We start from the raw sequence: 25,706 nt of genomic DNA, 5'->3' as shown, positions 1-25,706 counted from the left end.
TAATTACATGTTACTGTATAAATCAATCATCTCACCTTCCGCCAGTTGTACCATCGCTTTCTTAACGGCGTTGGTTTTACCATGTTGAATACCAGTTTTTGTAAACTTAGTTTTTCTATCTGGACGGACATTTATAGTACGAACTTTTTCAACAGAAACACCATAAGCAGCTTCCACCGCTTTTTTGATTTCTACCTTGTTCGCCTTTGGTTTCACTGAGAAAGTATAGCAGTTTCTCAACTCGCTATTAGCTGTTGCTTTTTCTGTGATTATAGGTTTAATTAAGATACTCATGAGTTTCTATTTACTTAAGTTTGTTTCAATTCCTGCTAAAGCGCCTTCTAAAAGAACGACTTGGTTCGCATTTAAAATTTTGTAAGTGCTTAATTCTGAAGCCGTTATAACGTCAGAGCCTTTTAAATTACGTGAGGACAAATATACATTATTATTTGAGGCACCCAACACAAATAATGTTTTTTTGTTTTCTAGGTTTAACGCTTTCAATACTGCTGTAAAGTTTTTTGTCTTTACCGTATCGAAGTTAAAATCTTCTAGAATCGTGATGGATTGTTCTCCTGCTTTAATACTTAAAGCCGATTTACGTGCTAAGCGTTTTAAGTTCTTATTAAGTTTAAAACTGTAGTTTCTTGGTCTTGGTCCGAACATACGGCCACCCCCTTTAAAAACACCAGACTTAATACTACCTGCTCTTGCCGTACCTGTTCCTTTTTGCTTCTTAATCTTACGTGTACTTCCAGAAATCTCAGCTCTCTCTTTCGATTTGTGAGTTCCTTGTCTTTGGTTTGCTAAATATTGCTTAACATCCAAATACACCGCGTGATTATTAGGCTCAATAGCAAATACATCCTTAGAAAGGTCTGCCTTTCTACCTGTATCTTTTCCGTTTATATCTAAAACTGCTACTTCCATTATTTTCTAATAATTACATAAGAATTCTTGTGTCCAGGTACACACCCTTTAACCACTAGTAGGTTTTTATCTGCTACTATTTTTAAAACTCTTAAATTTTCAATTTTTACCGAGTCATTACCCATTCTACCTGCCATTTTCATACCCTTAAATACTCTTCCAGGATATGAAGCCGCACCAATAGAACCTGGCGCTCTCAAACGGTTGTGTTGCCCGTGGGTCGCTTGACCTACACCACCAAAACCGTGACGTTTTACAACACCTTGGAAACCTTTTCCTTTCGAGGTTCCAGAGATGTCAACAAATTCACCTTCTACAAAGTGCTCTACAGTGATTGCATCACCTAACTTGTACTCCTTATCAAAACTTTTGAATTCAACGATTTTGCGTTTTACAGAAGTTCCTGCTTTTTTAGCGTGACCTATGTCCGCTTTAGTAGCACTTTTTTCTGTCGCGTCATCGAAACCAAGTTGAATAGCATTATAGCCATCCACCTCTTCAGTTCTGACTTGGGTAACGATACATGGTCCAGCTTCGATTACTGTACAAGGAATGTTTTTTCCTTTTTCATCAAAGATGCTGGTCATACCGATTTTTCTTCCAATTAACCCAGACATAATTATTATTTATTTGTTATTACTAATATGTTGGAACCTAATCCAACTTGCTTTAAAAAAAATCAGGGACAAAAATACCTTTCGTCCCTGAAATGCATTTTACCGTTTTTCCTTAACCGTAGTTAAGGACATGTATTCTAGCGAATCTAACCGGCTTTTCTTCGTTAGTAAAAAACGACTTTAAGGGGTCTTCCGATAATTATCGGGATTCGCAGAGGTTTACTTATACTTTAATCTCTACTTCTACGCCACTTGGTAATTCCAGTTTCATCAAGGCATCAATCGTTTTTGATGATGAAGAATAAATATCAAGTAAACGCTTGTAAGAGCTTAATTGAAATTGTTCTCTTGATTTCTTGTTTACGTGTGGAGAACGTAATACAGTAAAAATTTTCTTGTGCGTTGGTAAAGGAATTGGACCTGTAACCACAGCACCTGTGCTCTTTACAGTTTTTACAATCTTATCAGCAGATTTATCTACTAAACTGTGATCGTAAGACTTTAATTTTATTCTGATTTTCTGACTCATTTTCTTAAGATTTACGATTCGATGCCTTTAGCAGCCTTAATAACTTCTTCTGATATGTTTGAAGGGGTTTCAGCATAGTGTGAAAACTCCATTGTTGACGTTGCACGGCCTGATGATAATGTTCTTAGTGTGGTAACATATCCGAACATTTCAGATAAAGGAACCGTTGCTTTTACAGTTTTTGCTCCAGCTCTATCGCCCATATCGCTCATTTGACCACGACGACGGTTTAAATCGCCTACAATATCACCCATATTCTCTTCAGGAGTAATCACCTCAAGTTTCATAATAGGCTCCATGATAACCGCTTTTGCAGCTTTTGCAGCAGCTTTAAATCCTATTTTAGCAGCCAATTCGAAAGATAGTTGATCGGAATCCACATCGTGATAAGATCCATCTTTCAAGGTTACTTTCATAGAGTCAATCTCATATCCTGCTAGAGGACCATTCGCCATCGCTAGTTTAAATCCTTTTTCAATAGAAGGGATAAATTCTTTAGGTACGTTACCACCTTTAATAATAGACTCAAACTGTAATCCTGTTACACCTTCGTCTGCAGGCCCTAAAGTAAATACAATATCGGCAAATTTACCACGTCCACCAGATTGCTTTTTATAAACCTCTCTGTGATCTGCAACTTGTGTAACAGCCTCTTTGTACTCTACTTGTGGTTGTCCTTGGTTTACTTCAACCTTAAACTCACGACGTAAACGATCTACAATAATATCTAAGTGAAGCTCACCCATTCCAGAAATAATAGTCTGTCCTGAAGCCTCATCTGTTCTTGCTGTAAAGGTTGGATCCTCTTCTGCAAGTTTAGATAATGCCATCCCTAATTTATCAACATCTGCTTTAGTCTTAGGCTCCACAGCGATACCAATTACTGGGTCTGGGAAATCCATAGATTCTAAAACGATAGGGTGTTTTTCATCAGATAAAGTATCTCCTGTTTTAATATCTTTAAATCCTACTGCTGCTCCAATATCACCTGCTTCTAGATAATCTAGAGCAATTTGTTTGTTGGCGTGCATTTGGTAGATACGTGAAATACGTTCTTTTTTTCCAGAGCGGTTGTTCAACACATAAGATCCTGCATCTAAATGTCCTGAGTATGCACGGAAAAACGCTAAACGACCAACAAAAGGATCGGTAGCAATTTTAAATGCTAAAGCAGAAAAAGGTTCTTTAACGTCTGGTCTACGTCTTTCTTCTTTATCTGTATCTGGATTTGTACCGATAACACTTTCTCTATCCATTGGAGAAGGTAAGTATCTACAAACAGCATCTAATAAAAACTGAACGCCTTTATTTTTGAAAGATGATCCACATACCATAGGTATAATGGCCATATCCATTACTGCTGCTCTTAGCGCTGCGTGTACTTCGTCTTCTGTAATAGAGTCTTCATCTTCCATGAATTTCTCTAATAAGTTTTCGTCGTAACTCGCTACCTCTTCAATTAGTAACGCTCTGTATTGGCGCACTTCTTCTTTCATGTCTTCCGGAATAGGAATAACATCAAAAGTAGAACCAAAGTTCTCATCATGCCACTCAATCGCCCTATTCTTAACGAGATCCACAACACCTCTAAAGTCTGCTTCATCTCCAATAGGCAATACAATTGGCACTGCATTAGAACCTAACATTTCTTTTACTTGTTTGTTAACTTCTAAAAAGTTAGACCCTTGACGGTCCATTTTGTTAACAAATCCAATTCTAGGCACTTTATAATTATCGGCTAATCTCCAGTTTGTTTCCGATTGTGGTTCCACACCATCTACCGCACTGAATAAAAACACTAAACCATCAAGCACACGTAAAGAACGGTTTACTTCTACCGTAAAATCAACGTGGCCAGGGGTGTCTATAATATTAAAGTGATAACTTTTTGCGTCTTCTGTTGGTTCTCCGTTTTCTTTAGGGAATACCCAGTCACAAGTTGTTGCTGCAGAAGTAATAGTAATACCTCTTTCTGCTTCTTGCTCCATCCAGTCCATTGTTGATGACCCTTCGTGAGTTTCACCTACCTTATGGTTTACACCGGTATAAAAAAGAATACGTTCTGTAGTTGTGGTCTTTCCTGCATCAATATGTGCAGCAATACCTATATTTCTTGTTAATTTTAAGTCTCTTGCCATATATTATTAAAATCTAAAGTGAGAGAATGCTTTATTTGCTTCGGCCATTTTATGAGTATCCACTCTTTTCTTAACCGCTGCTCCTTCTTCTTTAGCTGCTGCTAAAATTTCTGAAGCCAAACGTTGCGCCATAGATTTCTCGTTTCTCTTACGTGAATAGCTAATTAGCCATTTCATTGCGGTAGAAACTTTACGGTCTGGACGTATTTGCATTGGAATTTGGAAGGTTGCACCTCCAACACGACGGCTACGTACTTCTACGTGAGGCATCACATTAGATAAAGCATCTTTCCATGTATCTAAAGCTGTTTTCTCTTCATCACTCTTTTTTGATTCTACAATGTCAATAGCATCATAGAATACTTTAAAAGCTACAGACTTTTTCCCATCCCACATCATCATATTAACGAAACGAGTTACTAACTGATCGTTAAAACGTGGATCCGGCAAAAGCGGTCTCTTTTTTGCTGCTTTTTTTCTCATGTCTTCTTCTTAAAGTTTTAAATTACTTCTTAGGGCGTTTAGCACCATACTTAGATCTACGTTGCGTTCTGCCGTTAACACCTGCTGTGTCTAATGCACCACGTACAATGTGATATCTAACTCCTGGTAAATCTTTTACCCTTCCACCTCTAACCAATACTATCGAGTGCTCTTGTAGATTGTGCCCTTCGCCGCCAATGTATGCATTCACCTCGTTACCGTTCGTTAAACGAACCCTTGCTACCTTACGCATTGCTGAGTTAGGTTTTTTAGGAGTCGTCGTGTAAACACGAGTACACACACCACGTCTTTGCGGACAAGAATCTAAAGCAACCGATTTACTCTTCTTGGTTATTTTGGTTCTTCCTGTTCTTACTAATTGTGAAATTGTTGGCATATATATTATATATAAATTTTAAAATCCTCTTTTAAGAGGGCTGCAAAGGTAGAAAATAAAATGAATAATTCAAATCCTAATCCATTAATTTTTAAGAGTTTTCAAAAAAAAATCACACATTATATCACAAGTGTTCTTTTTCCTTTAGATTTACAGGGAAAATGAAGCAGCTCGTAGGACATAAGCCTTCTGCCCTATTTAAAGAATACCTTTACGTTTTTTTCTGGATTCGGGAGTTTATTTTATAAATTTTAATACAATTAAGTGCGAAAAACAGCTTTTATACTGGCCTTTTTAAGCGTCTTTTTTTCTACTAAAGTAAAGGGGCAACAGTTGCAACTTATCATTGAAGGTGAAAACAGTATTGAAAATCGAATTATCGATGCTTTAGGCTACACGACATACCATAGTGATTATGAAGGCTTGCATTCCGAAATTAAAACCTTCCAAGACCAACTTTATTCCATAGGCTATATCGAAAACAGACGCGACAGCATTTCCCGCATTAACGACTCACTATACCAGACCAAGATCCAATTAAAAACCCAATACCACACCATATCTATATACTACCCCAAAAACAAAATCGAGACCTCCACCTTAACATCTGTTTCCCAAGAGGTCCACGACGATTATTTTGTTTTAAACCTTCAAGATGTGGAAGAGGCCTTAGCCTTTATCAATTCAAAATTAGTAGATAAGGGCGCCCCGTTTTCAAAACTACGCTTGTCTAACATTTCAATCCAAGATAGCGGCCATTTAAAAGCACATATCATCATAACAGCAGAATCCCAAAAAAGATACCTGGATCATATCATCATTAAAGGTTACGAGCGCTTTCCAAAATCTTATTTAAAGCATTATCTAAAAATAAAGCCTAACAAAACATTCAGTTTAAAAGCCATTCAGAAAAAAACCGAACAATTAAATTCCTTAGCCTTTGCCCACGAAATAAAACCGCCCGAGGTCTTATTTTCTAAAGATTCTACAACCTTATATATGTATATCGAAAAATCGGCCAGTAATGGGTTTGATGGGTTTTTAGGATTTGGCACTAATGAAGACAGTAACACGCTGGAGTTTGATGGCTATGTAAACCTAAGTTTGGTTAATAACCTGAATTATGGCGAGCGTTTTGGATTGCAATACAAAAGCGATCAAAGTCAGCAAAAAAACTTTAAAGTCGATTTAAGCTTACCATATTTATTTGGAAGCCCTATCGGGGTAGATCTGGAGCTGAATATTTTTAAAAAAGACAGCTCATATACCACGACCCATCAAGCCGTAAACCTAAACTACCAATTAAACCCTAAACACAAGGTGGCTGCAGGAATATTTTCTGTAAGCTCCAATACCTTATTAACAGAAACCTCCACAGCAGCCATCGCAGACTATAAGTCGGTTTTCTTAAAACTTTCATATCAATATACAGTCCCCCAGCAGCAGCATTTATTATTCCCGGTACACCATTTCGTTTATGCGGAAGCCGGTACTGGAGAACGAAAAACAACAACACATCCTGAAAAACAGTTCCAATGGACTTTAAATACGTTTAAGATTTTTAATCTGAACGCTAAAAACAGTGTTTTTGTAAAGCTAAATGCCGCCAGCATGGCATCCGACACTTATTTTGAAAACGAACTGCTGCGTTTTGGAGGCATCAACTCCATTAGAGGCTTTGAAGAAAACAGCATATTGGCCTCTCTTTATGGTGTATTAAATGTAGAATACAGGCTCCAGCTTAGCAACACCATATACATACACTCCATTACAGACTTAGCCTCTTTTGAAAACGTCTTAACCGATGCAAAAGAAAAACTTTATGGCTACGGCTTAGGGTTTGGCATTTTAACACGTTCTGGTCTTTTAAAATTTAATTATGCCAATGGTAAAAGTGAACACACTCCATTTAAATTATCGAATTCCAAAATACACATTAGTCTGGTAGCGCGTTTTTAATTTTAGCTTTTAAAAAGCACGATGTCACTCAAAAGCACGGATGTCATTCAGAAGGAAGTGAAACGGAATGAAGAACCCATGAAAACATACAAGATTCTTCGCGTTGCTCTGAATGACAAATAAGAGCACGATGTCATTCAGAAGGAGGCACGACTGAAGAATCTATGAAAACATACGATGTCATTCAGAATGAAGTGAAACGGAATGAAGAATCTATTAAACGCATGAGATTCCTCCGCTGTTGGAATGACAAAATAACCTAATGACAATCAAAAGCACCATGTCATTCAGAATGAAGTGAAACGGAATGAAGAATCTATGAAAACACAAAATTCTTCGCTTTGCTCTGAATGACAAATAAAAACACGATGTCATTCAGAAGGAGGTACGACTGAAGAATCCATGAAAACATGAGATTCCTCCGTTGTCGGAATGACAAAATAACCTAATGACAATCAAAAGTACCATGTCATTCAGAATGGAGTGAAACGGAATGAAGAACCCATGAAAACATACAAGATTCTTCGCGTTGCTCTGAATGACAAATAAGAGCACGATGTCATTCAGAAGGAGGCACGACTGAAGAATCTATGAAAACACACAAGATTCTTCGCTTTGCTCTGAATGACAAATAAAAACACGATGTCATTCAGAAGGAGGTACGACTGAAGAATCTATGAAAAGCATGAGATTCCTCCGCTGTTGGAATGACAAAATAACCTAATGACAATCAAAAGCACGGATGTCATTCAGAATGAAGTGAAACGAAATGAAGAATCTATTAAACACAAGATTCTTCGCTTTGCTCTGAATGACAATCAAAAGCACCATGTCATTCAGAAGGAGGTACGACTGAAGAATCTATGAAAAACATGAGATTATTCCGCTGTTGGAATGACAAAATAATCAATATCCAAAGTGTTATAAAAAAGCACGGATGTCATTCAGAATGAAGTGGAACGGAATGAAGAATCTATGAATAACATGAGATTCCTCCGCTGTTGGAATGACAAAATAACCTAATGACAATCAAAAGCACCATGTCATTCAGAATGAAGTGGAACGGAATGAAGAATCTATGAAAACATACAAGATTCTTCGCGTTGCTCTGAATGACAAATAAGAGCACGATGTCATTCAGAAGGAGGTACGACTGAAGAATCTATTAAACGCATGAGATTCCTCCGCTGTCGGAATGACAAAATAACTTAATGACAATCAAAAGCACCATGTCATTCTGAATGAAGTGGAACGGAATGAAGAACCCATGAAAACATACAAGATTCTTCGCGTTGCTCTGAATGACAAACAAAAACACCATGTCATTCAGAAACATGCGTTTGCGAAATATATTCAGAGGTTCTGGATTAATCGTTTGGCAACTAAGATAACTATCCTAACTCAACACGACTATAACATTCTTGGAAAGTTGCTATCTAATAAAGTCGTTATTCAAAATCCACTATCTTTTCCAATTTATAAAGAGCAGAACCTACGTAGAAAAAATATTCTTGCCGTTGGAAGTTTAGATAGGTGGGAAGGCAAAGGTTTTGATAATTTAATTTTTGTTTGGGGAAAAATTGCAACACAATATCCCTCATGGATTCTAGAAATTGCAGGAACAGGTAGCACAAGTAGTTATGATTATCTTTTAGAATTATGTAAAAAAAATAATGTTGAAAATCGTGTTCATTTTATCGGATTTCAACCAAACATAGACACAGTTATGAGAGAATCTTCAATATTTGTTTTATCTTCTAAATTTGAAGGCCTACCAATGGCTCTAATTGAGGCTATGTCTCAGGGATGTGCTTGCATAAGCTTTGACTGCATTTCTGGTCCAAGAGAAATTATGACTGACGGTGAAAGTGGTATTTTGGTAGAAAATCAAAATCTAAATAAGCTTGAAGAAGCATTAGTTTCACTAATAGAGGATGAAAAATTAAGATTAGAACTTTCTTGTAACGCCATTAAGGATGTGGAGAAATTTATTCCAGAAAACATAGCAAAACAATGGAAAGATATGTTTGATGAGATTTTAAAAGATAAATAACTTATTAGTTACATTCTAAATGTTATATGAAAAACACAAAAACAGTGATTATTCTAGAATAAAAAACTACAAATCAAGAGGTTGTGATTTAACATGGTTTTGTGTCTAATTTCAGCAAATACTATAGAGTTGATACATTCTCTCTTTTTGTATTTGTTAAACTTAATAAAATATTTTATGATAAAAAAAATTATTGCTTTTACTTATAACAATATACGATATCGCAAAAGGATAGCATTGTTTAATAATTTAAAAAAGAGGAACGCTGTAGATGATAAAAGAAATTTGAACTATCAAATCGATAAGCTATCTTGTGTACTAGAAGTTGCTTTTGAAAACATTGATTACTACAAAAAATTTAAATTTAGTACCAAAGATTTTTCATATTCAGATTTTATGGGAATTCCAATTTTAACCAAAGAAATTATCAGAAACCAAACTTCCGATTTAGTTAGCCCTGCTTTTTTTAAATTGAGGGATGTTCTTAAAAACACCTCTGGAGGTTCTACTGGAGAGCCCGTCACATTTTTTCAAACAAAAGAACAGAAACTTCATGGCATTGTCAATTATCTTCTTGCCTTAAATCAAAACGGAGTTCATATTTATGATGAGTCAGTCGATTTATGGGGAGCAGAAAGAGACATGTACAAAACAACTACTCGCTTTAATTTAAGATCATTCCTTCATAATAAAACCACCCTTAATACTTTTGTACTTAGCGACGAAATAATACAAGATTATATAAATCGTCTTAATGAGATAAAGCCAAAATTTATTAAAGCTTATGTACATTCAGTTTATGAAATTTCAAAATTTATAAATAAACATAATATTAAAATTAATTTCATACCAGCCATACACTGCACCACAGGCCCTCTTTATCCTGAAATGAAAAAAGAAATCAAGAAAGCTTTTAATAATGCCCATGTTTATAATTTCTATGGGTCAAGAGAAGTTTCTGCTATTGCAAGTGAGATTAAAGATAAAAAGGGCATGTTTGTTCTATATGACAATGTTTTTATCGAGGTTTTAGATGAAAATAATAAGCCCGTAAAAAAAGGAGAAGAGGGAGAAATTGTAGTTACAACACTTAATAATTTCTATATGCCTTTATTACGATATAAGATAGGAGATCGAGCCATTAAAGGGGACGAATTAGAGTTTGGCTCTTTAAAATTAGACTCTGTTACAGGTAGAACTTTAGGAGTTATACATAAAAAAGATGGAACTAAAATAGATGGTCAATTTTTCACTACTTTATTTTTTAATAAAAAAGGAATTAAAAACTTTCAATTAATTCAACAAACAATATCAAATTTACAACTAAATATTGTGAAATCAGACAATTTCAATCAATTGGAACTTGATGCTGTTATTCAAAGAATTAAATCGGAGTTAGGTGATATAAATTTAAATATCAATTTTTTAGATAAGATAAATTTAACGAGTACAGGTAAGATTATGTACGCTTATTCTGAACTAGAATCATAATATTCTGGATCAGTATAGTAAGTATTAATGCTGAAAATTAAGCACCTATTTCTTGTACTGCTTATTAATTATCTCTACTCTAAAGCAACAATCTTTGGTCAATTTAAGGTTTAGATAATTAATACAAAGTTGTGTTAAATAAATATATTAGAGATTTGATATTATTGAGTAATTGCTTAATATTAGATTTGAATTTTTAATATGCAATACGCTGGTTATAAATAAACTAATCAACAAACTCGAATTTAGAAAACGATTTTGACACTGAATTTATAATAAATGATGATTAAAATACTCAATTTTTTATTGATAGCAATAACAGCTCTATTTACAGGAAGTAGTGGTATTGTTATTTCTTTATTATTCTTTTATATAATAGGAACTACTATTTCTTACCAGCTATCTAATAATGACGTAAAAGATAAGAAAAATTTAGTCTCTCTATTTAATACTGCATTTCTAATTTATACTTTAATTGCAATTTTATCATATTTAGATTTCATAAATGGTAATATGATGTTTTTTAAACATCCAGACCAATTCCATTTTTATGAAGTCGCAGATGAACTAGGGAAGAAGTCAAATTTATATGAAATCTTTTATGACTGTTTTATAGATAGAATTCATGACGAACAAGAAGCATCGTATTTTTATTTTGGGAGTCTGGCACTTATTGCAAATTCCTTTTTAGACGGTAATTCAGTTTTATTCCAAAGTATTCATGTATCTTTCTTTGCTATCCTTATTAATTTATTTTTATATAAAATATTATTGTTTTATATAAACAGGAAGACTGCATTAAAATATACACTATATTTTTTACTATTTGCATATATTTTATCTTTTTCACCATGGATACTGAGAGACATACATATAGCTCTATTGTTTACAATAGCCATATATATTGTCCATCTAGAATTCTCTATTAAAAAAATTTTTATTCTTTTAATATTACAATTAATAGTTTTTGAATTTCGTTTTGAAAATGGTATGATTTTCTCATTCTTCCCTTTGCTTTTTACTTATAACAATGCAAAAAAAAGCAGGTATCGAGGCCTCCATATCACACTAATTTGCTTAGTGTTGCTAGCAGGTGTCGCTAAATATTCTACCTCACTTATTGCAAACATACTACACTCAACTGATACTCTTGAACGGTATAATGAGCTCTCTAGCACAAGTGCCGATGAATCTGGAGGCGTAGGGAAAATGATTTTCAAACTCCCCATTGGTGCTAAACAAATAGCTAGTGTCGTCATATCACAAATAAGCCCTTTCCCACCATGGAATGATATTAATAAGTCTGAAACTTTTATTCAAGGGGTTATCGGGTTTATTTCCGGATTAGCGCCATTGTTTTGGGGGTTTGTATTTTTTACATCGGTAAAATATTATAAGTATTATAAAACCTTATCTTTTCTCACAAAGTCTTTGGTGCTTTTTGCAATTATATTCCTTTTCTTAAGTTCGGCTAACATGCTTGTACGACGTTTGATACCAGTATATCCCATTATTTATATGTTTTTTGTCTATGTAATTTCTAAACTTTCTAAAAAACAAATACGAAAAAACATTAGCACTTATACAATGATTTATTCGGGACTTTTGGTTGTTTATTTTTTTATTAAATTTTTATGAAAATACTTTGCGTAATAGATAGTTTAGGGTCAGGTGGAGCGCAGCGACAGTTGGTAGAGCTGGCAAAGGGTTTTAAGGAAAAAGGACATGAAGTTCAGTTTCTTGTTTATCATGATTATAATTTTTTCGAACAGGACTTAATTAAATCCCAAATAAGCATAACACTTATTCCTGAATCAAATTACTTTAAACGTTTAATAAAAATGAGACGTTTTATCAGAGACGGTGATTTTAATGGTATTATTTCATTTTTAGAGGGCGCCAACTTTATCAGTACAGTAGCGGGTTTTCCCTTTAAAAAATGGAAACTCGTAGTAGGAGAAAGAAGTGCCAATCCCAAAATTCTAACCTCATTTAAGCTTAGATTTTATAGATGGTTTCATGTCTTTTCCGATCATGTTGTTGCTAATTCTCAAGCAAACTTAGATATGGTAAAAAAAGCTAACCCACTGTTAAGAAATAAAAAATGTGCAGTTATTTATAATTTCACTACTATGGGAGAGGTGGCACTTACAATCCCTAAAAACCAAAAATTAGTAATAACGGTACCTGCAAGCTATAGAAATGTTAAAAACACAGAAGGCTTAGTTGAAGGAATAAACCTATTAACCGAAAATCACAAAAAAAAACTTATTATTAACTGGTATGGCAGTATAGAGACTAAAGGAGGCAAAGCGTATTACAACAAAGTTTCTAAAAAAATAAAAGAATACAAACTAGAAGATGTCATTCATTTAAACGAGGCTTCTACAGATATTGCGAATATATACAAGAACTCAGACTTTATTGCACTTTTAAGTCATTTTGAAGGATTTCCAAATGTAATTTCCGAAGCTATGACGATAGGAAGACCTGTAATTGTAACAAAGGTTTCGGATATCCCCATATTCGTAAAAGAAAATGAGAATGGCTTTCTATGCGATTCTACAAACACTCTATCCATTAAAAACGCATTTGAAAAGGCCATAGAAACAACGGAAAAGGAAAGAAATATTATGGGACTTAATAATCTAGAGAAAGCCAAAACCCTTTTTGATAAGGATAAAATTGTGAATGCTTACCTTACCTTATTGAAATAGCAGCTATGTCAAAACAAATTTTATTTATCGGTTCTTTTTTACTTCCAAAAAACGGTCATTATGGAGGTGTTTATTTCGCGAGTACGAGTCTCAGAGATAAAATGGTAAGTGAAGGTATTGAAGCTATTGAATTGGACACAACCTTAAAAGATATCGCAGTCACTAAGGTTTCCAAGCGATTACCAACCATTATAAGTAGGAACTTTTATTTCATATATAAAATACTAAAATCTCAAAATGCAAAAACTATATTTATATTTTTAAGTGGTGGAAACTCTTATTTGGATAAATTACCTTCTATTATTCTATCTAAAATCCTTAGAAAAAAGATATTATTATTCGCTCGCTCAGGACACTTAATCCATGATTTTGAAAATCCCTTTTACAAATACTTTATTAAAAATGCTTTACGCTTCTCCTCAGAAGTTATATGCCAAAGTGAGTATTGGAAAGATTTCTTTATTTCCAAAGGTGTTCCTGCTGAAAAATTAAAAACAATAGAAAATTGGGTACCTAACGAAACCATAATAAAAAGCGAAAAACTTACTTTTCATTACTTTAAACCAAATGCTGGTGAAGTATTTCGCATAGTTTTTGTTTCTAGAATAGAAAAGTCTAAGGGTATAGCGGATTTAATTGAAGTAGCCAAACTACTGCCTAAGGAAATGAATTTTAAAATAGATGTATATGGTACTGGCGCTTTTAAAGATGAATTTTTAGAATTGATTAACAGAGAAAAACTTAATGAATTAATTTTTTATAAAGGTTGGCTTGCTAAAGATAATATGCAAGAAATTTTAAACAAATACCATTTAGCACTTTTTACTTCAAGAGTGGAAGGTTACCCTAACTCTTTACTTGATTTTATATTTTCGAAAATCCCTATTCTTGCATATCGAATTCCTGCTGTTGTAGCAGTAGGTAAAGAGAACATACTCTATTATGACAATATAGATCATCTTTCTCATAATATTCAGTTTTCATATAACAATTATCATGAAGTTGCTGATAATGCTAAGAGAGCTTTCAAAGAAAAATATAAAAATAACAATATTGATATGGCATTTAGTGAATTAGATAAAATTCAAAATAATGAACCTTAAGAAACTTAACACATATTATCACACCCTAGTTCATGTAAAACTCATCCAGTTATACTACCAATTATACTACAGGCTGTTTGGTCGTTTTTTAAAACCAAAATTAGAGACAGCTGCCCGTGTCTCTAATTTTTTAACACTAAAAGAAGGCCTGCTGTATCAGGACAGTTTTACCGAACCCCATACATTTAATTTTCTAAATCTAGAAAAACAGTTCGATAAGATAGATTGGAATTTTAATACCTATGGCAAATTATGGACCTATAACCTAAACTATTTTGATTATCTGCATCAAGAAAGCATATCAAAAGAGAGGGGTTTACAGCTTATTAATAATTTTTGCGACCAAAAAGACAGCCATTGCGATGGGTATGAACCCTACCCTATTTCGTTACGAGGGATTAATTGGGTGAAATTTTTAAGTCTGCATACCATTAACGATTCACGCATTAATCAGCAGCTATTTGATGATTATAACCGTTTAAGCAAGACTTTAGAATACCATTTACTAGCCAATCATTTACTAGAAAATGCCTTTAGTTTATTATTTGGTGCCTATTATTTCCAAGAGGATACGTGGTATGCGAAAGCCCAACGCTTATTAAAACAACAGCTGGAGGAACAAATTTTGCCCGATGGAGCGCATTATGAGTTATCGCCCATGTACCACAGCATCATCTTGCATCGTGTTTTAGATAGCTACAACTTGGTTTCCAATGCGGCGTGGAAAGATAAGGCCTTAGCCCCACTTTTAAAAAAGAAAGCATCGCTCATGCTGGGTTGGCTACAAACCATGCAGTTTGAAGGCGGCGCTTTGCCCATGGTTAACGACACGACCATACACATTACTCCAAGCCCAGAAGCGATATATGCTTACGCAAAACGTCTTGCGATAAGCAGCGTACCACAACCTTTAAAGGAATCGGGTTATCGCAAATTAAAAACCCCGCCTTTAGAAGTCTTGTTTGATGTGGGGCAAATTGCCCCCGCCTACCAACCCGGCCATGCGCACGCCGATAGCTTACAGATTTTAGTTTATAACCAAGGTACACCGCTCATTGTAGATACTGGCATTTCAACTTATGAGAAAAATGAGCGTCGCCAGTTGGAACGTTCCACGTGCTCTCATAATACAATTACCGTTAACCACTTAAACTCCTCGCAAGTATGGAGTGGCTTTCGGGTTGCCAAACGTGCAAAAACAACTATCCTAGAGGATTTTAAAGATCGGGTTTTAGCCGTACATAACGGTTATAGAAGCTTGGGTATTGCACATAAAAGAGAAGTACGCGTTTTAGACCAGACAATTCAGGTATCCGACACCCTTACGGGAGGCAAAAAAGAAGATGTCGTTCAAGGCCATTTGCACTTGCATCCTGAAGTAACATATGAGATAAAAGACACGGTTATTATTTTAAACAACAGCATTGAAATACGCTTTCCAAAAGAAACAGTATTAGACACTCAAGACTATTTATATAGCCAAGGCTTTAATAACTTAGTTTCCGCACAAAAAATTAAATATACATTTAAGCATCAAAACACCTTTACAATAAGCCCTTTATGAAATTATTATTCCTTACCGATAACTTCCCACCAGAAGTAAATGCCCCTGCTAACAGAACCTATGAACATTGTAAAGAATGGGTTAAAGAAGGTGTAAACGTAACCGTGATTACCTGCGCACCCAATTTCCCTAAAGGCAAAGTTTATGAGGGTTACAAAAATAAACTGTACCAGACAGAAACGATGGATGGTATTAAGGTAATTCGTGTATGGAGTTATATTACGGCCAATGAAGGTTTTGTAAAACGCATACTCGATTATATAAGTTTTGCGGTTATGGCATTTTTTGCCGGCTTGTTTATCAAAACCGATTTAATTGTAGCCACTTCACCTCAATTTTTTACGGCGGTTTCTGGACGTATGCTGTCCTTTTTTAAAAGAACAAAATGGGTGTTTGAGGTACGCGACTTGTGGCCAGAATCGATTATTGCGGTAGGTGCGATGAAACGCAATAGAGCCATAAGGGTTTTTGAGTGGTTAGAAAAAAAACTATATCTATCTGCCGACCATATTGTTGTGGTTACAGATACCTTTAAAGAAAAAATTACTGCTAGAGGTATCGACCCTTTAAAAATATCGGTTTTTAAAAATGGGGCGAATTTAGATCTTTTTGTACCTCAAAAGCGACATCACATTCTAGAACATCGACTCGGGTTACAAGGTAAATTCGTATTCGCTTATATTGGTACGCATGGCATGGCACATGGTTTAAACTTTGTGTTAAACGCTATTAAAAGCTTTGAAACCTCTCATCCCGATCTTCGCTTTCTATTTATAGGGGATGGTGCCGAAAAGAAAAATCTTTTGCAACAGGCTAAAAACTTGCAATTACAAAATGCCGTATTTGTAGATTCGGTTTCTAAAAAAGAAGTTGTAGAATACTTAAGCTTAATGGATGTGGCTTTGGTAAACTTAAAGAAAAGTGATACGTTTAAAACCGTGATACCGTCTAAAATATTTGAAGCTGCCGCCATGGAAAAACCGATTTTATTAGGCTTGGAAGGCGAAACAAAAGGCATTATAGAAAAATATGATGCAGGTTTATGCTACGAACCCGAGAATGCCGAAGATTTTCAAAAAGCCGTTTTAAAAATCATTAGACCAGAGGTATATCAAGAAAAGCTAGAAGGCACTAAAGCGCTTTTAATCGATTTTAATCGTAAAAATATCGCTTCTAAAATGTTAGCTTGTTTAAGAAAGGTATAGCGTTGGTATTTAGAGCAAGATGTCATTGAAAGCGAGTTGTCATTCAGAGTAACGGTGTCATTCAGAGCACGGTGTCATTCAGAGCAAAGTGTCATTCAGAGCACGGTGTCATTCAGAGCAAAGCGAAGAATCTCGATAATAACAAAAACAAACCTTAGATTCCTCCTAGCGTCGGAATGACAAACTCATAAGAACACGATGTCATTCAGAGCAACGATGTTATCCAGAGCAAAGCGAAGAATCTTAATAATAACAGAACAAACATGAGATTCCTCCTAACGTCGGAATGACAAAAGCATTCTATAAGAGTAACGATATCAATCAATACACGATGTCATCCAAAGCAAGGTGTCATTCAAAGCACGATGTCATTCAGAACAAAGCGAAGAATCTCGATAATAACAGGACAAACATGAGATTCCTCCTAAGGTCCGAATGACAAGACCCAAATATCAATAGAGGCTTCATGATACCCCCTCCTTCTGATGGACAAAAATAAAAACATTATAACTAGCGTTAAGAGTAACAAGTATTAAGTATATTTTATTGCTAAGAATTAAAAAGCAAGTAGCATTATAAAACGATCAGTATACATTTCAGAATATATAAAATAACACGTCATGTAAATGACAGGTATAACCCAAATTAAATACGATATTATGTTAAAAATCACAATCATCGCTGGGGCACGTCCCAATTTTGTAAAAATAGCTCCTATTATAAAAGCCATTAACGCTGCTAAAACGGATGGAAAAGCTATCGATTTCCGTTTGGTCCACACGGGGCAGCATTACGACAAAAAAATGTCGGGGTCTTTCTTTGAGCAATTGGGCATTCCTGAACCCCATGCGAATTTAGAAGCTGGTGGCGGTACCCAAGCCGAACAAACAGCCAATATTATGGTGCGTTTTGAACAGGAATTAATCGCACATCCCTGTGATGTGGTATTAGTAGTAGGCGACGTAACCTCTACAATGGCCTGCAGTATTACAGCAAAAAAATTAAACATCCAAGTGGTACATGTGGAAGCGGGAATCCGTTCGGGCGATTTATCGATGCCCGAAGAAATTAACCGTATGTTAACCGATGCCATTTCCGATCATTTCTTTACAACATCTGAATTGGCTAACACCAATTTACGACAAGCAGGGGTTGCTGATAACCGCATCCACTTTGTGGGCAACACCATGATTGATACGTTGCTCTCTAATATAGATAAATTTATCGCTCCTACATTTGACTTTAATTTAGAGTCTGGGAAATACTTGGTTTTAACCCTGCACCGTCCCTCTAATGTGGATGAAGCGGAACAATTAAAAGCCATGATGCAAGCCATTATGGAAGGTTCTGGCGATTATCCAGTTTTATTTCCTGTACACCCCAGAACAGCCAAAGTATTACAGGATTTAGGAATTTCGGATGCTAGATTGCACTATGTAGAACCCCTCTCCTATCTTGAATTTAATTACTTAGTTAAACATGCTAAAGCGGTAGTAACCGACTCTGGTGGCATTACCGAAGAAACCACGGTTATGGGAATTCCGTGCTTAACCTTACGTAAAAACACCGAACGTCCTGAAACCATTACGCTTGGCACCAATGAATTGGTAGGAACCAATCCTGATAGCATCCGCAAATATCTAGACATTTTACTGTCTGGCCAATGGAAAAAAGGCGGCCAGATACCGATGTGGGACGGAAAAACATCAGAACGTATTGTGGAGCGTTTACTCAACATTTATGGGTAAATAACACGCTTAATGTTATACTGGAAGCGTCATGAAATTTAGGGAAATTTCATGACGCTTTTTTTATAGTTATGAATGGTCGATTTTTTATATAATAAAGCGCATCGTTATCATGCTAAACGTAATGTCGTGTAGAGTAACGGTGTCATTCAAAGCACGATGCCATGCAGAACAACGATGTCATTCAGAGTAACGATGTCATTCAGAGTAACGATGTCATTCAGAGCAACGGTGTCATTCAGAGCAAAGCGAAGCATCTCAATAATAACAAAACAAACATGAGATTCCTCCTAACGTCGGAATGACAAAAGCATTCTATAAGAGTAACGATATCATTCAGTACACGATGTCATTCAGTACACGATGTCATTCAGAGCAAAGCGAAGCATCTCAATAATAACAAAAACAAACCTTAGATTCCTCCTAGCGTCGGAATGACAAAAGCATTCTATAAGAGTAACGATATCAATCAATACACGATGTCATCCAAAGCACGATGTCATTCAGAGCAAAGCGAAGAATCTCGATAATAACAAAACTCATTAAATCAAGCTTAGATTCTTCAGTCGTACCTCCTTCTGAATGACAGAAGCATTCTATTTGTGCTTTAACAGTTTATCATTAAGACCAAGGTGTCATGCAGAGCAACGATGTCATTCAGAGCACGATGTCATTCAGAGCAAAGCGAAGAATCTCAATAATAGCAAAACAAACATGAGATTCCTCCTAACGTCGGAATGACAAAAGCATTCTATAAGAGTAACGATATCAATCAATACACGATGTCATCCAAAGCACGATGTCATTCAGAGCAAAGCGAAGCATCTCAATAATAACAGAACAAACATAAGATTCCTCCTAGCGTCGGAATGACAAAAGCATTTTATAAAAGTAACGATATCAATCAATACACGATGTCATCCAAAGCACGATGCCATGCAGAACATTCCGATGATAATCGGAGTTGAAGCATCTCAACTTTCAACAACACTTCGTAATATTCCGCTAATAAAAAATGTTTATATTGTAAGTTTTTTACTAGTTTTATAATATGAAAACAATTGGCACTCATAATTATTACGTTTATATTATAACGAATAAAACCAAATCTGTTATTTACACTGGCGTTACCAATAATCTTAAGGAAAGGCTTTATTACCACGCCAATCCTCTTCCCTTTTCGAAAGCGTTTACCGCAAAATACAGGTGCTTTTACCTCATTTATCATGAGCATTTTTTTAACATCGATGATGCTATCTTAAGAGAAAAACAAATAAAAGGATGGAGTAGGCTCAAAAAAGAGACATTGATTTCTGACTTTAATCCATCATGGCGTTTTTTAAATGAAGAAGTATAACGGTGTCATGCAGAACAACGATGTCATTCAGAGCAAAGCGAAGAATCTCGATAATAACAAAACTCATTAAATCAAGCTTAGATTCTTCAGTCGTACCTCCTTCTGAATGACAAACTCATTTCTTTTTATAATGAAGAACACGATGTCATCCAAAGCAAGGTGTCATTCAGAGCAAAGCGAAGCATCTTAATAATAACAAAACAAACATGAGATTCCTCCTAACGTCGGAATGACAAAAGCATTTCTTTTTATAATGAAGAACACGATGTCATGCAAAGCAAGGTGCCATTCAGAGCAAAGCGAAGCATCTTAATAATAACAAAATAAACATGAGATTCCTCCTAACGTCGGAATGACAAACGCATTCTATTTGTGCTTTATCATTCTTTTTTTGAATGACAATAAAGAGGCTATAAAATCAGTATAAATATTAAATAAAAAACGGCCTCCTTTTTAAAAGAAGACCGTTTATATGATACCCAACGTATTCTAAAAAAGAATATGGAGGTATTATTTTATTATTTCAATTTGAAAGTTACACGACGTACCAATTGACGGGCGTCTTTTGAACTCTTTTCTACTGAACTATCTACACCACCACCTTCATAAGATAGACGGTCTGAAGCGATACCAGCAGCAACAATAATATCATATACTTTTTTAGCTCTACGCTCTGATAATGTCTTGTTGTAGCTCTCGTTTCCAATCGCATCACTATAGCCTACTAAATCTGCTTTAGCCGACGGATTTTCTCTCATATACTTAACTAAATAGTTAACCGCTCCTAATGAATAGGTTTGTGGTTCTGCACTGTTAAATTTAAAGTACACATTTACGTAACCATTATTTAACAAGCCTCTAGCTGTTGCAGCTGCATTTTCATTGTCTGCTAAGCGTGCATCGATATACTGCTCGGTAGCATCGTCAACACCATTATTGTTGTTGTCTACAAACGCTTTACCTTGGTTTTCGGCTAAAGTCCTTTTTGTAACCTCAAGATCGTCATTAAAATCGTTTTGTTGTGCTTCTACTACTTTGATACGGTTATCTAAAGTTACTAAATCTTGAAGGTATACATTGGTATCTACCCAGTCGGCATGTTTTTTACTTTTACCTAAATACACTTGAATACCAGCAGAAACAGTAACTAAACCTGATTCAATAAAACGGCTTCCAATTTTAGAATTGGTATCCCAGGCGTAATCTTGTTTCCAGTTTCCTTGGAAGCTGGCGTCTGCAAATAAAGCTACACGGTCGCTTAAGCGCAATTGTGGGGTAATACCAACCACCAAAGTTGGCGTATAATCTGCTTTTCCATTACCATATAACGGACTTGGCGATGCATTTACAGAGCCACTTACGGGGTTAACAATACTTACACCTCCACCGGCATGAGCCAAAACGTTAAAACGTTGGGTCCATTCTCTAAAACCTAAAAGTGTTCCTAAGTTCGCAACGGCTTCAATTTGAGCACCATAATATTCTGTTTGGAAAGGCAATGAACTATTAGTAGGTTTAAGCTCACTATAAAAACCGCCTAACTGAAAACCAAACTTACTGTTTATCATATAACGGGCTGTAAACTCTCCCCCTATAGATTCGTCCATGGCAACGTCATAAGCCCCATTGGAGTAGCCTTTAAAAGGCTTTGTCATGTTGGCACCTGCTTCTACAGACCAACGGTTGTAATTTTCTTGAGCAATAAGTGCTGTTGTAAATAATAGACTTAGTGCTGCTAATGTAATCTTTTTCATCTTTCTTTATATTATGTAGTTAAACAACTTTTATAATGCCACAAAGATAAAGCTCTTAATTTAAATAAAAAAAAACAACTATGCGCCTTATTACACAAATAATTAGCTCTATAACACAAAATAATACACAATACACTCATAGCAAGATACTTACTAGACAACAAAAACGCTTAAAAACCAAATACAGACAGGTATATTTATGAAAACTTTAGGCTTTATGAGAGAAAAAACACTAACCAGTCCCTTGAAAATTCTTTTTTTTATAATAAATGGAAAGTTAAGTTGCTGTATACCTACATAAAACTTAAATTTGCAGGCTTAACAAAATAAAACCCTAATCCTTTTATTGATGTATAACCTATTATGAAAAAATCCATTATATATATAACACTAGTACTTGTACTCTTACAGTCGTGTGCCAATAAAAAAGACGTCTTGTATTTTCAAGATGCAGACGCCCTTAAACAAACAGACGTTCAGTATCACGCCCCTAGAATCCAACCCAATGATGTTTTAGATATTAAAGTATCTGCATTAGTGCCTGAAACTGCACTTCCATATAATGTCCAGATTGTAACGACCAATTCTACTTCCAGTATTGAATTATTAAAGCTTCAAGGCTATTTAGTAGATGCTGATGGCACAATAACCTTTCCCGTACTCGGGCGCTTACAGGTTGGAAAACAAACCACAGCAGAGCTAGAGGAAACCCTACAAAGCCAACTTGAGGATGGAGGACACCTTATCTTGCCTAAAGTAAGCGTGCGCTTATTAAATGCTAAAGTCACCATTTTAGGAGAAGTACAGCGGCCTGGCACCTATAATTTTACTGAGCAACAAATTAGTTTGCCCCAAGCTTTGGGTTATGCGGGAGATTTAACCATAAACGGAAAGCGACAAGACATTCTTATTATTAGAGAAACCGATGGAAAACGCTATACCCATCGCATCGACCTAACAAAAAGCGATTGGTTTGATAGCCCCTATTATTACATACAGCCCAATGATTTTATTGTGGTAAACCCGAATGGCCCTAAAGTCAAGAGTTCTGGCTTTGTTGGAAATACCGGTACCTTAATTTCAGTAATCTCTGTTATTTTAACCTCTATTGTTTTAATTTCGAAATAAACATGCAAGACGCACACCATAATACATCTTTTGATCCTAATGAGGAGGATGTAAACATAAAAGAAATCTTATTAAAGTATTTTCGGTTTTGGCCTTGGTTTATTGCGGCCGTAACGGTAACCGTATTAATGGCTTTTCTGTATTTGAAATACACGCCAACGGTTTACAGTACCGAAGCTAAAATTAAAATCATCGACGACTCTAAAGAATTGAACATTGGAGCAGATGCCTTGTCCATGCTGAGTGGTAAACCTAAAATAAATTTAGATAACGAAATAGAAGTTCTAAAATCTTACCGCTTACTTAGTCAGGTTGTAGAAACATTGGATTTACAAGTAGACTACCTAGTGGAGGGCAATATTAAAACAACCCCTGTTTGGGAAGCGCCTTTTAAAATAATCCATACTGCAACGGCAGACACGCTTAGCGAAGCCCAAACCTACGCCATACGTTGGGATGCCTCGCAGTTTTACATTACCGACGCCGAAGGCCACACCTTTAATCAAAGTAAAGTAACGGCAACGCCTACTACGGGCTTGCCTTTTTATGTTATTACCAATCCCAGCCAAAACAACGACAACACTAAAAAGTATAAGGTAAACATCAAGCCCTTTAAGCAAACGGTGATGGATTTGGCTAAAAACATTGAAGTACAGTCTACTAATAAAAATAGCGAAATTTTAGCCATTTCCCTTAAAGGCGCAAGTGTAGCCCGATCGGAAGCTATTATTAACGAAATTATCGATAAGTTTAATAACGACGGGATTCAAGACCGTCAATTAGTATCTAAACGTACCTTAAACTTTATCGACGAGCGTTTTATTTACTTATCAGAAGAACTCGATTCTATCGAAGGCAACAAAAAGAGCTTTAAACAAGATAACAACCTCTCCTACATAGAAGCTGATGCAGGCATAAGTTTACAGAAAAAATCAGATTCTGAAGCAGAACTATTTCGTATAGAGACCCAAATCGAACTCTCAAATTTATTAAAAAAGACCTTAACGAATGATGCACCCTATAATTTGCTACCTGCCAATATAGGCTTGGAGAGCTCTGCTATCAACGATTTGGTTTCCGAATACAATCAAACCTTATTAGAACGCGAAAAGCTACTTTCCAGTGCAGGAGCCAATAATCCAACGGTTAAGGTATTAAACGTGCAAATTGCAAGTGCCAAAGCGAATATAGAACAGACAGTAACCGTATATGCCCAACAATTAAAGATGGGACTGCAGCAGTTACAACGTGAAAAAGGCCGTGTGGGCGCACAATTTTCCAGCTTACCAGAGAAAGAGCAATTACTGCGCGCTATTGAACGTCAACAAAGCATTAAAGAAAACCTATATCTTATCTTACTGCAAAAACGTGAAGAAGCGGCGATTAGCTTAGCCGTAACGGCCCCATCGATAAAAGTAGTAGATTACGCCCTAACCTCGTCGATTCCGGTGGCTCCTAAGTCTAAAATTATTTTATTGGGCGCTATCATTCTAGGTCTATTGATTCCTTTTGGAATCTTATATGTGATTTTTATGCTCGACACCAAAATCCATAACAGACAAGAGGTGGAAGCCATTATTAGACCTATACCCGTAGTGGCAGAAATCCCTTTTATTGAAGGCGGAGAACTCTTTATAAATCCCGACGCCAGAACAACGGTTGCGGAAGCCTTTCGTATGCTTATGACCAACATAAACTACACCCTTCCCCCTACCGAAACACAAAAAGCTAGGGTCGTATATGTTACCTCTAGTATTAAAGGCGAAGGCAAAACTTTTACAGCTATAAACCTTTCTCTAGCCTATTCTAGTTTAAATAAACGCGTATTGCTTATAGGAGCAGATATCCGCAACCCCCAAGTTCACACGTATTTTCAATTAGAAAAAGACAAAAAAGGTTTAACATCCTACTTGTTTAACCCTAGTATTACAGCAAAAGATTGTATTATAAAAAATGAATCGGTTCAAGGTAACTTACACCTTATGCTAGGCGGTTCAATTCCTCCAAATCCTGCCAGTTTATTAAGTAACGGCCGATTTGGAACCCTTTTAAAGGAATTAGAATCTGAGTATGATGTTATTGTTGTTGATACCGCACCCACAGTTTTAGTAACAGATACGCTTTTAATTTCCAAACACGCAGACGCCACGGTATATGTCGCTAAAGCGAATTATACCGATAAGAACTTACTGGAAATACCAAAGAATTTTCATGACGAAAAAAAATTACGCAACATTGTTTTCGTTATAAATAATGCTGGCCAAAGCAAGCATTATAGTTATAATTATAATTATGGTTATGGCTATAACGAGGACACCACAGTAAAAAAACCTTGGTATAAGCGATTTTTAAAATCTTAGTTAAACTATTTTTAAGTGTTTATTTATAAAAATGGGTTGCAAGTAATTGCAGCCTATTTTTTTTAAATCGGCACTTTCAGAAGTAAATAATCACTTGCATATCAATCAAATAAGTTGTATTTTAGATAAAACAAAACCCCGATAACGAGCCGAACACTCAAAAAACGGGGTTT

20 protein-coding genes are annotated in these 25,706 nt (G+C 35.6%); 12 read left to right on the top strand and 8 right to left on the bottom strand.

The window, feature by feature from the left end; genetic code table 11:
• Nucleotides 1–3 precede the first annotated feature (3 nt).
• The 7 genes from rplW to rpsL all read right to left on the bottom strand — a co-directional run bounded on the left by rplW (nt 4) and on the right by rpsL (nt 5,094).
• Entirely contained in the window at nt 4–294 is a 291-nt protein-coding gene (gene rplW, locus ACFFU9_RS09950; RefSeq protein WP_379861283.1) for a 50S ribosomal protein L23, read from the bottom strand.
• A 6-nt stretch (nt 295–300) separates the two neighbouring features.
• Nucleotides 301–930, bottom strand: coding sequence for a 50S ribosomal protein L4 (gene rplD / locus ACFFU9_RS09945; protein ID WP_379861282.1), 630 nt, complete (start codon nt 928–930; stop codon nt 301–303).
• Entirely contained in the window at nt 930–1,547 is a 618-nt protein-coding gene (gene rplC / locus ACFFU9_RS09940) for a 50S ribosomal protein L3 (RefSeq protein ID WP_379861281.1), read from the bottom strand. The genes rplD and rplC overlap by 1 nt, the downstream gene beginning before the upstream one ends.
• 223 nt (nt 1,548–1,770) lie before the next feature.
• Entirely contained in the window at nt 1,771–2,076 is a 306-nt protein-coding gene (gene rpsJ / locus ACFFU9_RS09935; protein WP_106461997.1) for a 30S ribosomal protein S10, read from the bottom strand.
• 11 nt (nt 2,077–2,087) lie between these two features.
• Nucleotides 2,088–4,214, bottom strand: a complete 2,127-nt coding sequence (gene fusA / locus ACFFU9_RS09930) for an elongation factor G (RefSeq protein ID WP_379861280.1) — start codon at nt 4,212–4,214, stop codon at nt 2,088–2,090.
• Between the two features lie 6 nt (nt 4,215–4,220).
• Nucleotides 4,221–4,697 (bottom strand): 30S ribosomal protein S7, encoded by a 477-nt coding sequence (rpsG, locus tag ACFFU9_RS09925; protein ID WP_379861279.1) that lies wholly within the window; start codon nt 4,695–4,697, stop codon nt 4,221–4,223.
• A gap of 22 nt (nt 4,698–4,719) precedes the next feature.
• The gene (gene rpsL / locus ACFFU9_RS09920; RefSeq protein WP_379861278.1) at nt 4,720–5,094 is read right to left on the bottom strand and encodes a 30S ribosomal protein S12; all 375 of its coding nucleotides are present in this window, start codon (nt 5,092–5,094) and stop codon (nt 4,720–4,722) included.
• A 264-nt stretch (nt 5,095–5,358) separates the two neighbouring features.
• Between rpsL and ACFFU9_RS09915 the strand changes: the two genes are divergently transcribed.
• The 10 genes from ACFFU9_RS09915 to ACFFU9_RS09870 all read left to right on the top strand — a co-directional run bounded on the left by ACFFU9_RS09915 (nt 5,359) and on the right by ACFFU9_RS09870 (nt 20,291).
• A complete protein-coding gene (locus ACFFU9_RS09915) occupies nt 5,359–7,053 on the top strand; it encodes a BamA/TamA family outer membrane protein (RefSeq protein ID WP_379861277.1) in 1,695 nt (564 codons plus the stop codon).
• 1,267 nt (nt 7,054–8,320) lie between these two features.
• Nucleotides 8,321–9,106 (top strand): glycosyltransferase, encoded by a 786-nt coding sequence (locus ACFFU9_RS09910; RefSeq protein WP_379861276.1) that lies wholly within the window; start codon nt 8,321–8,323, stop codon nt 9,104–9,106.
• A gap of 177 nt (nt 9,107–9,283) precedes the next feature.
• The gene (locus tag ACFFU9_RS09905) at nt 9,284–10,597 is read left to right on the top strand and encodes a phenylacetate--CoA ligase family protein (protein WP_379861275.1); all 1,314 of its coding nucleotides are present in this window, start codon (nt 9,284–9,286) and stop codon (nt 10,595–10,597) included.
• A 279-nt stretch (nt 10,598–10,876) separates the two neighbouring features.
• A complete protein-coding gene (locus ACFFU9_RS09900; RefSeq protein ID WP_379861274.1) occupies nt 10,877–12,235 on the top strand; it encodes a hypothetical protein in 1,359 nt (452 codons plus the stop codon).
• Nucleotides 12,232–13,314, top strand: a complete 1,083-nt coding sequence (locus tag ACFFU9_RS09895; protein ID WP_379861273.1) for a glycosyltransferase — start codon at nt 12,232–12,234, stop codon at nt 13,312–13,314. Before ACFFU9_RS09900 ends, ACFFU9_RS09895 begins: the two co-directional genes overlap by 4 nt.
• 5 nt (nt 13,315–13,319) lie before the next feature.
• On the top strand, nt 13,320–14,417 hold the full coding sequence (locus ACFFU9_RS09890) for a glycosyltransferase family 4 protein (protein ID WP_379861272.1): 1,098 nt from the start codon (nt 13,320–13,322) through the stop codon (nt 14,415–14,417).
• On the top strand, nt 14,407–15,981 hold the full coding sequence (locus ACFFU9_RS09885) for a heparinase II/III domain-containing protein (RefSeq protein WP_379861271.1): 1,575 nt from the start codon (nt 14,407–14,409) through the stop codon (nt 15,979–15,981). Before ACFFU9_RS09890 ends, ACFFU9_RS09885 begins: the two co-directional genes overlap by 11 nt.
• A complete protein-coding gene (locus tag ACFFU9_RS09880) occupies nt 15,978–17,186 on the top strand; it encodes a glycosyltransferase family 4 protein (protein ID WP_379861270.1) in 1,209 nt (402 codons plus the stop codon). The genes ACFFU9_RS09885 and ACFFU9_RS09880 overlap by 4 nt, the downstream gene beginning before the upstream one ends.
• A 659-nt stretch (nt 17,187–17,845) precedes the next feature.
• A complete protein-coding gene (gene wecB, locus ACFFU9_RS09875; RefSeq protein ID WP_379861269.1) occupies nt 17,846–18,934 on the top strand; it encodes a non-hydrolyzing UDP-N-acetylglucosamine 2-epimerase in 1,089 nt (362 codons plus the stop codon).
• A 1,051-nt stretch (nt 18,935–19,985) separates the two neighbouring features.
• On the top strand, nt 19,986–20,291 hold the full coding sequence (locus tag ACFFU9_RS09870; protein ID WP_379861268.1) for a GIY-YIG nuclease family protein: 306 nt from the start codon (nt 19,986–19,988) through the stop codon (nt 20,289–20,291).
• A 518-nt stretch (nt 20,292–20,809) separates the two neighbouring features.
• On the opposite strand, the gene ACFFU9_RS09865 is transcribed toward ACFFU9_RS09870, so the two are convergent.
• Nucleotides 20,810–22,045, bottom strand: a complete 1,236-nt coding sequence (locus tag ACFFU9_RS09865) for an OmpA family protein (RefSeq protein WP_379861267.1) — start codon at nt 22,043–22,045, stop codon at nt 20,810–20,812.
• A gap of 363 nt (nt 22,046–22,408) precedes the next feature.
• Here ACFFU9_RS09865 and ACFFU9_RS09860 point away from each other — a divergent pair, with 363 nt between their 5' ends.
• Both ACFFU9_RS09860 and ACFFU9_RS09855 read left to right on the top strand, forming a co-directional pair.
• On the top strand, nt 22,409–23,173 hold the full coding sequence (locus ACFFU9_RS09860) for a polysaccharide biosynthesis/export family protein (RefSeq protein ID WP_379861266.1): 765 nt from the start codon (nt 22,409–22,411) through the stop codon (nt 23,171–23,173).
• A 2-nt stretch (nt 23,174–23,175) separates the two neighbouring features.
• A complete protein-coding gene (locus tag ACFFU9_RS09855; protein WP_379861264.1) occupies nt 23,176–25,533 on the top strand; it encodes a GumC family protein in 2,358 nt (785 codons plus the stop codon).
• Nucleotides 25,534–25,706: the final 173 nt, after the last annotated feature.

Origin of the sequence: Mariniflexile ostreae (assembly GCF_042427585.1) — a bacterium.
GTDB classification, from domain to species: Bacteria; Bacteroidota; Bacteroidia; order Flavobacteriales; family Flavobacteriaceae; genus Pseudalgibacter; species Pseudalgibacter ostreae.
The sequence above is the reverse complement of the archived record's forward strand: the minus strand, read 5'-3'. Positions and strand labels throughout refer to the sequence as shown.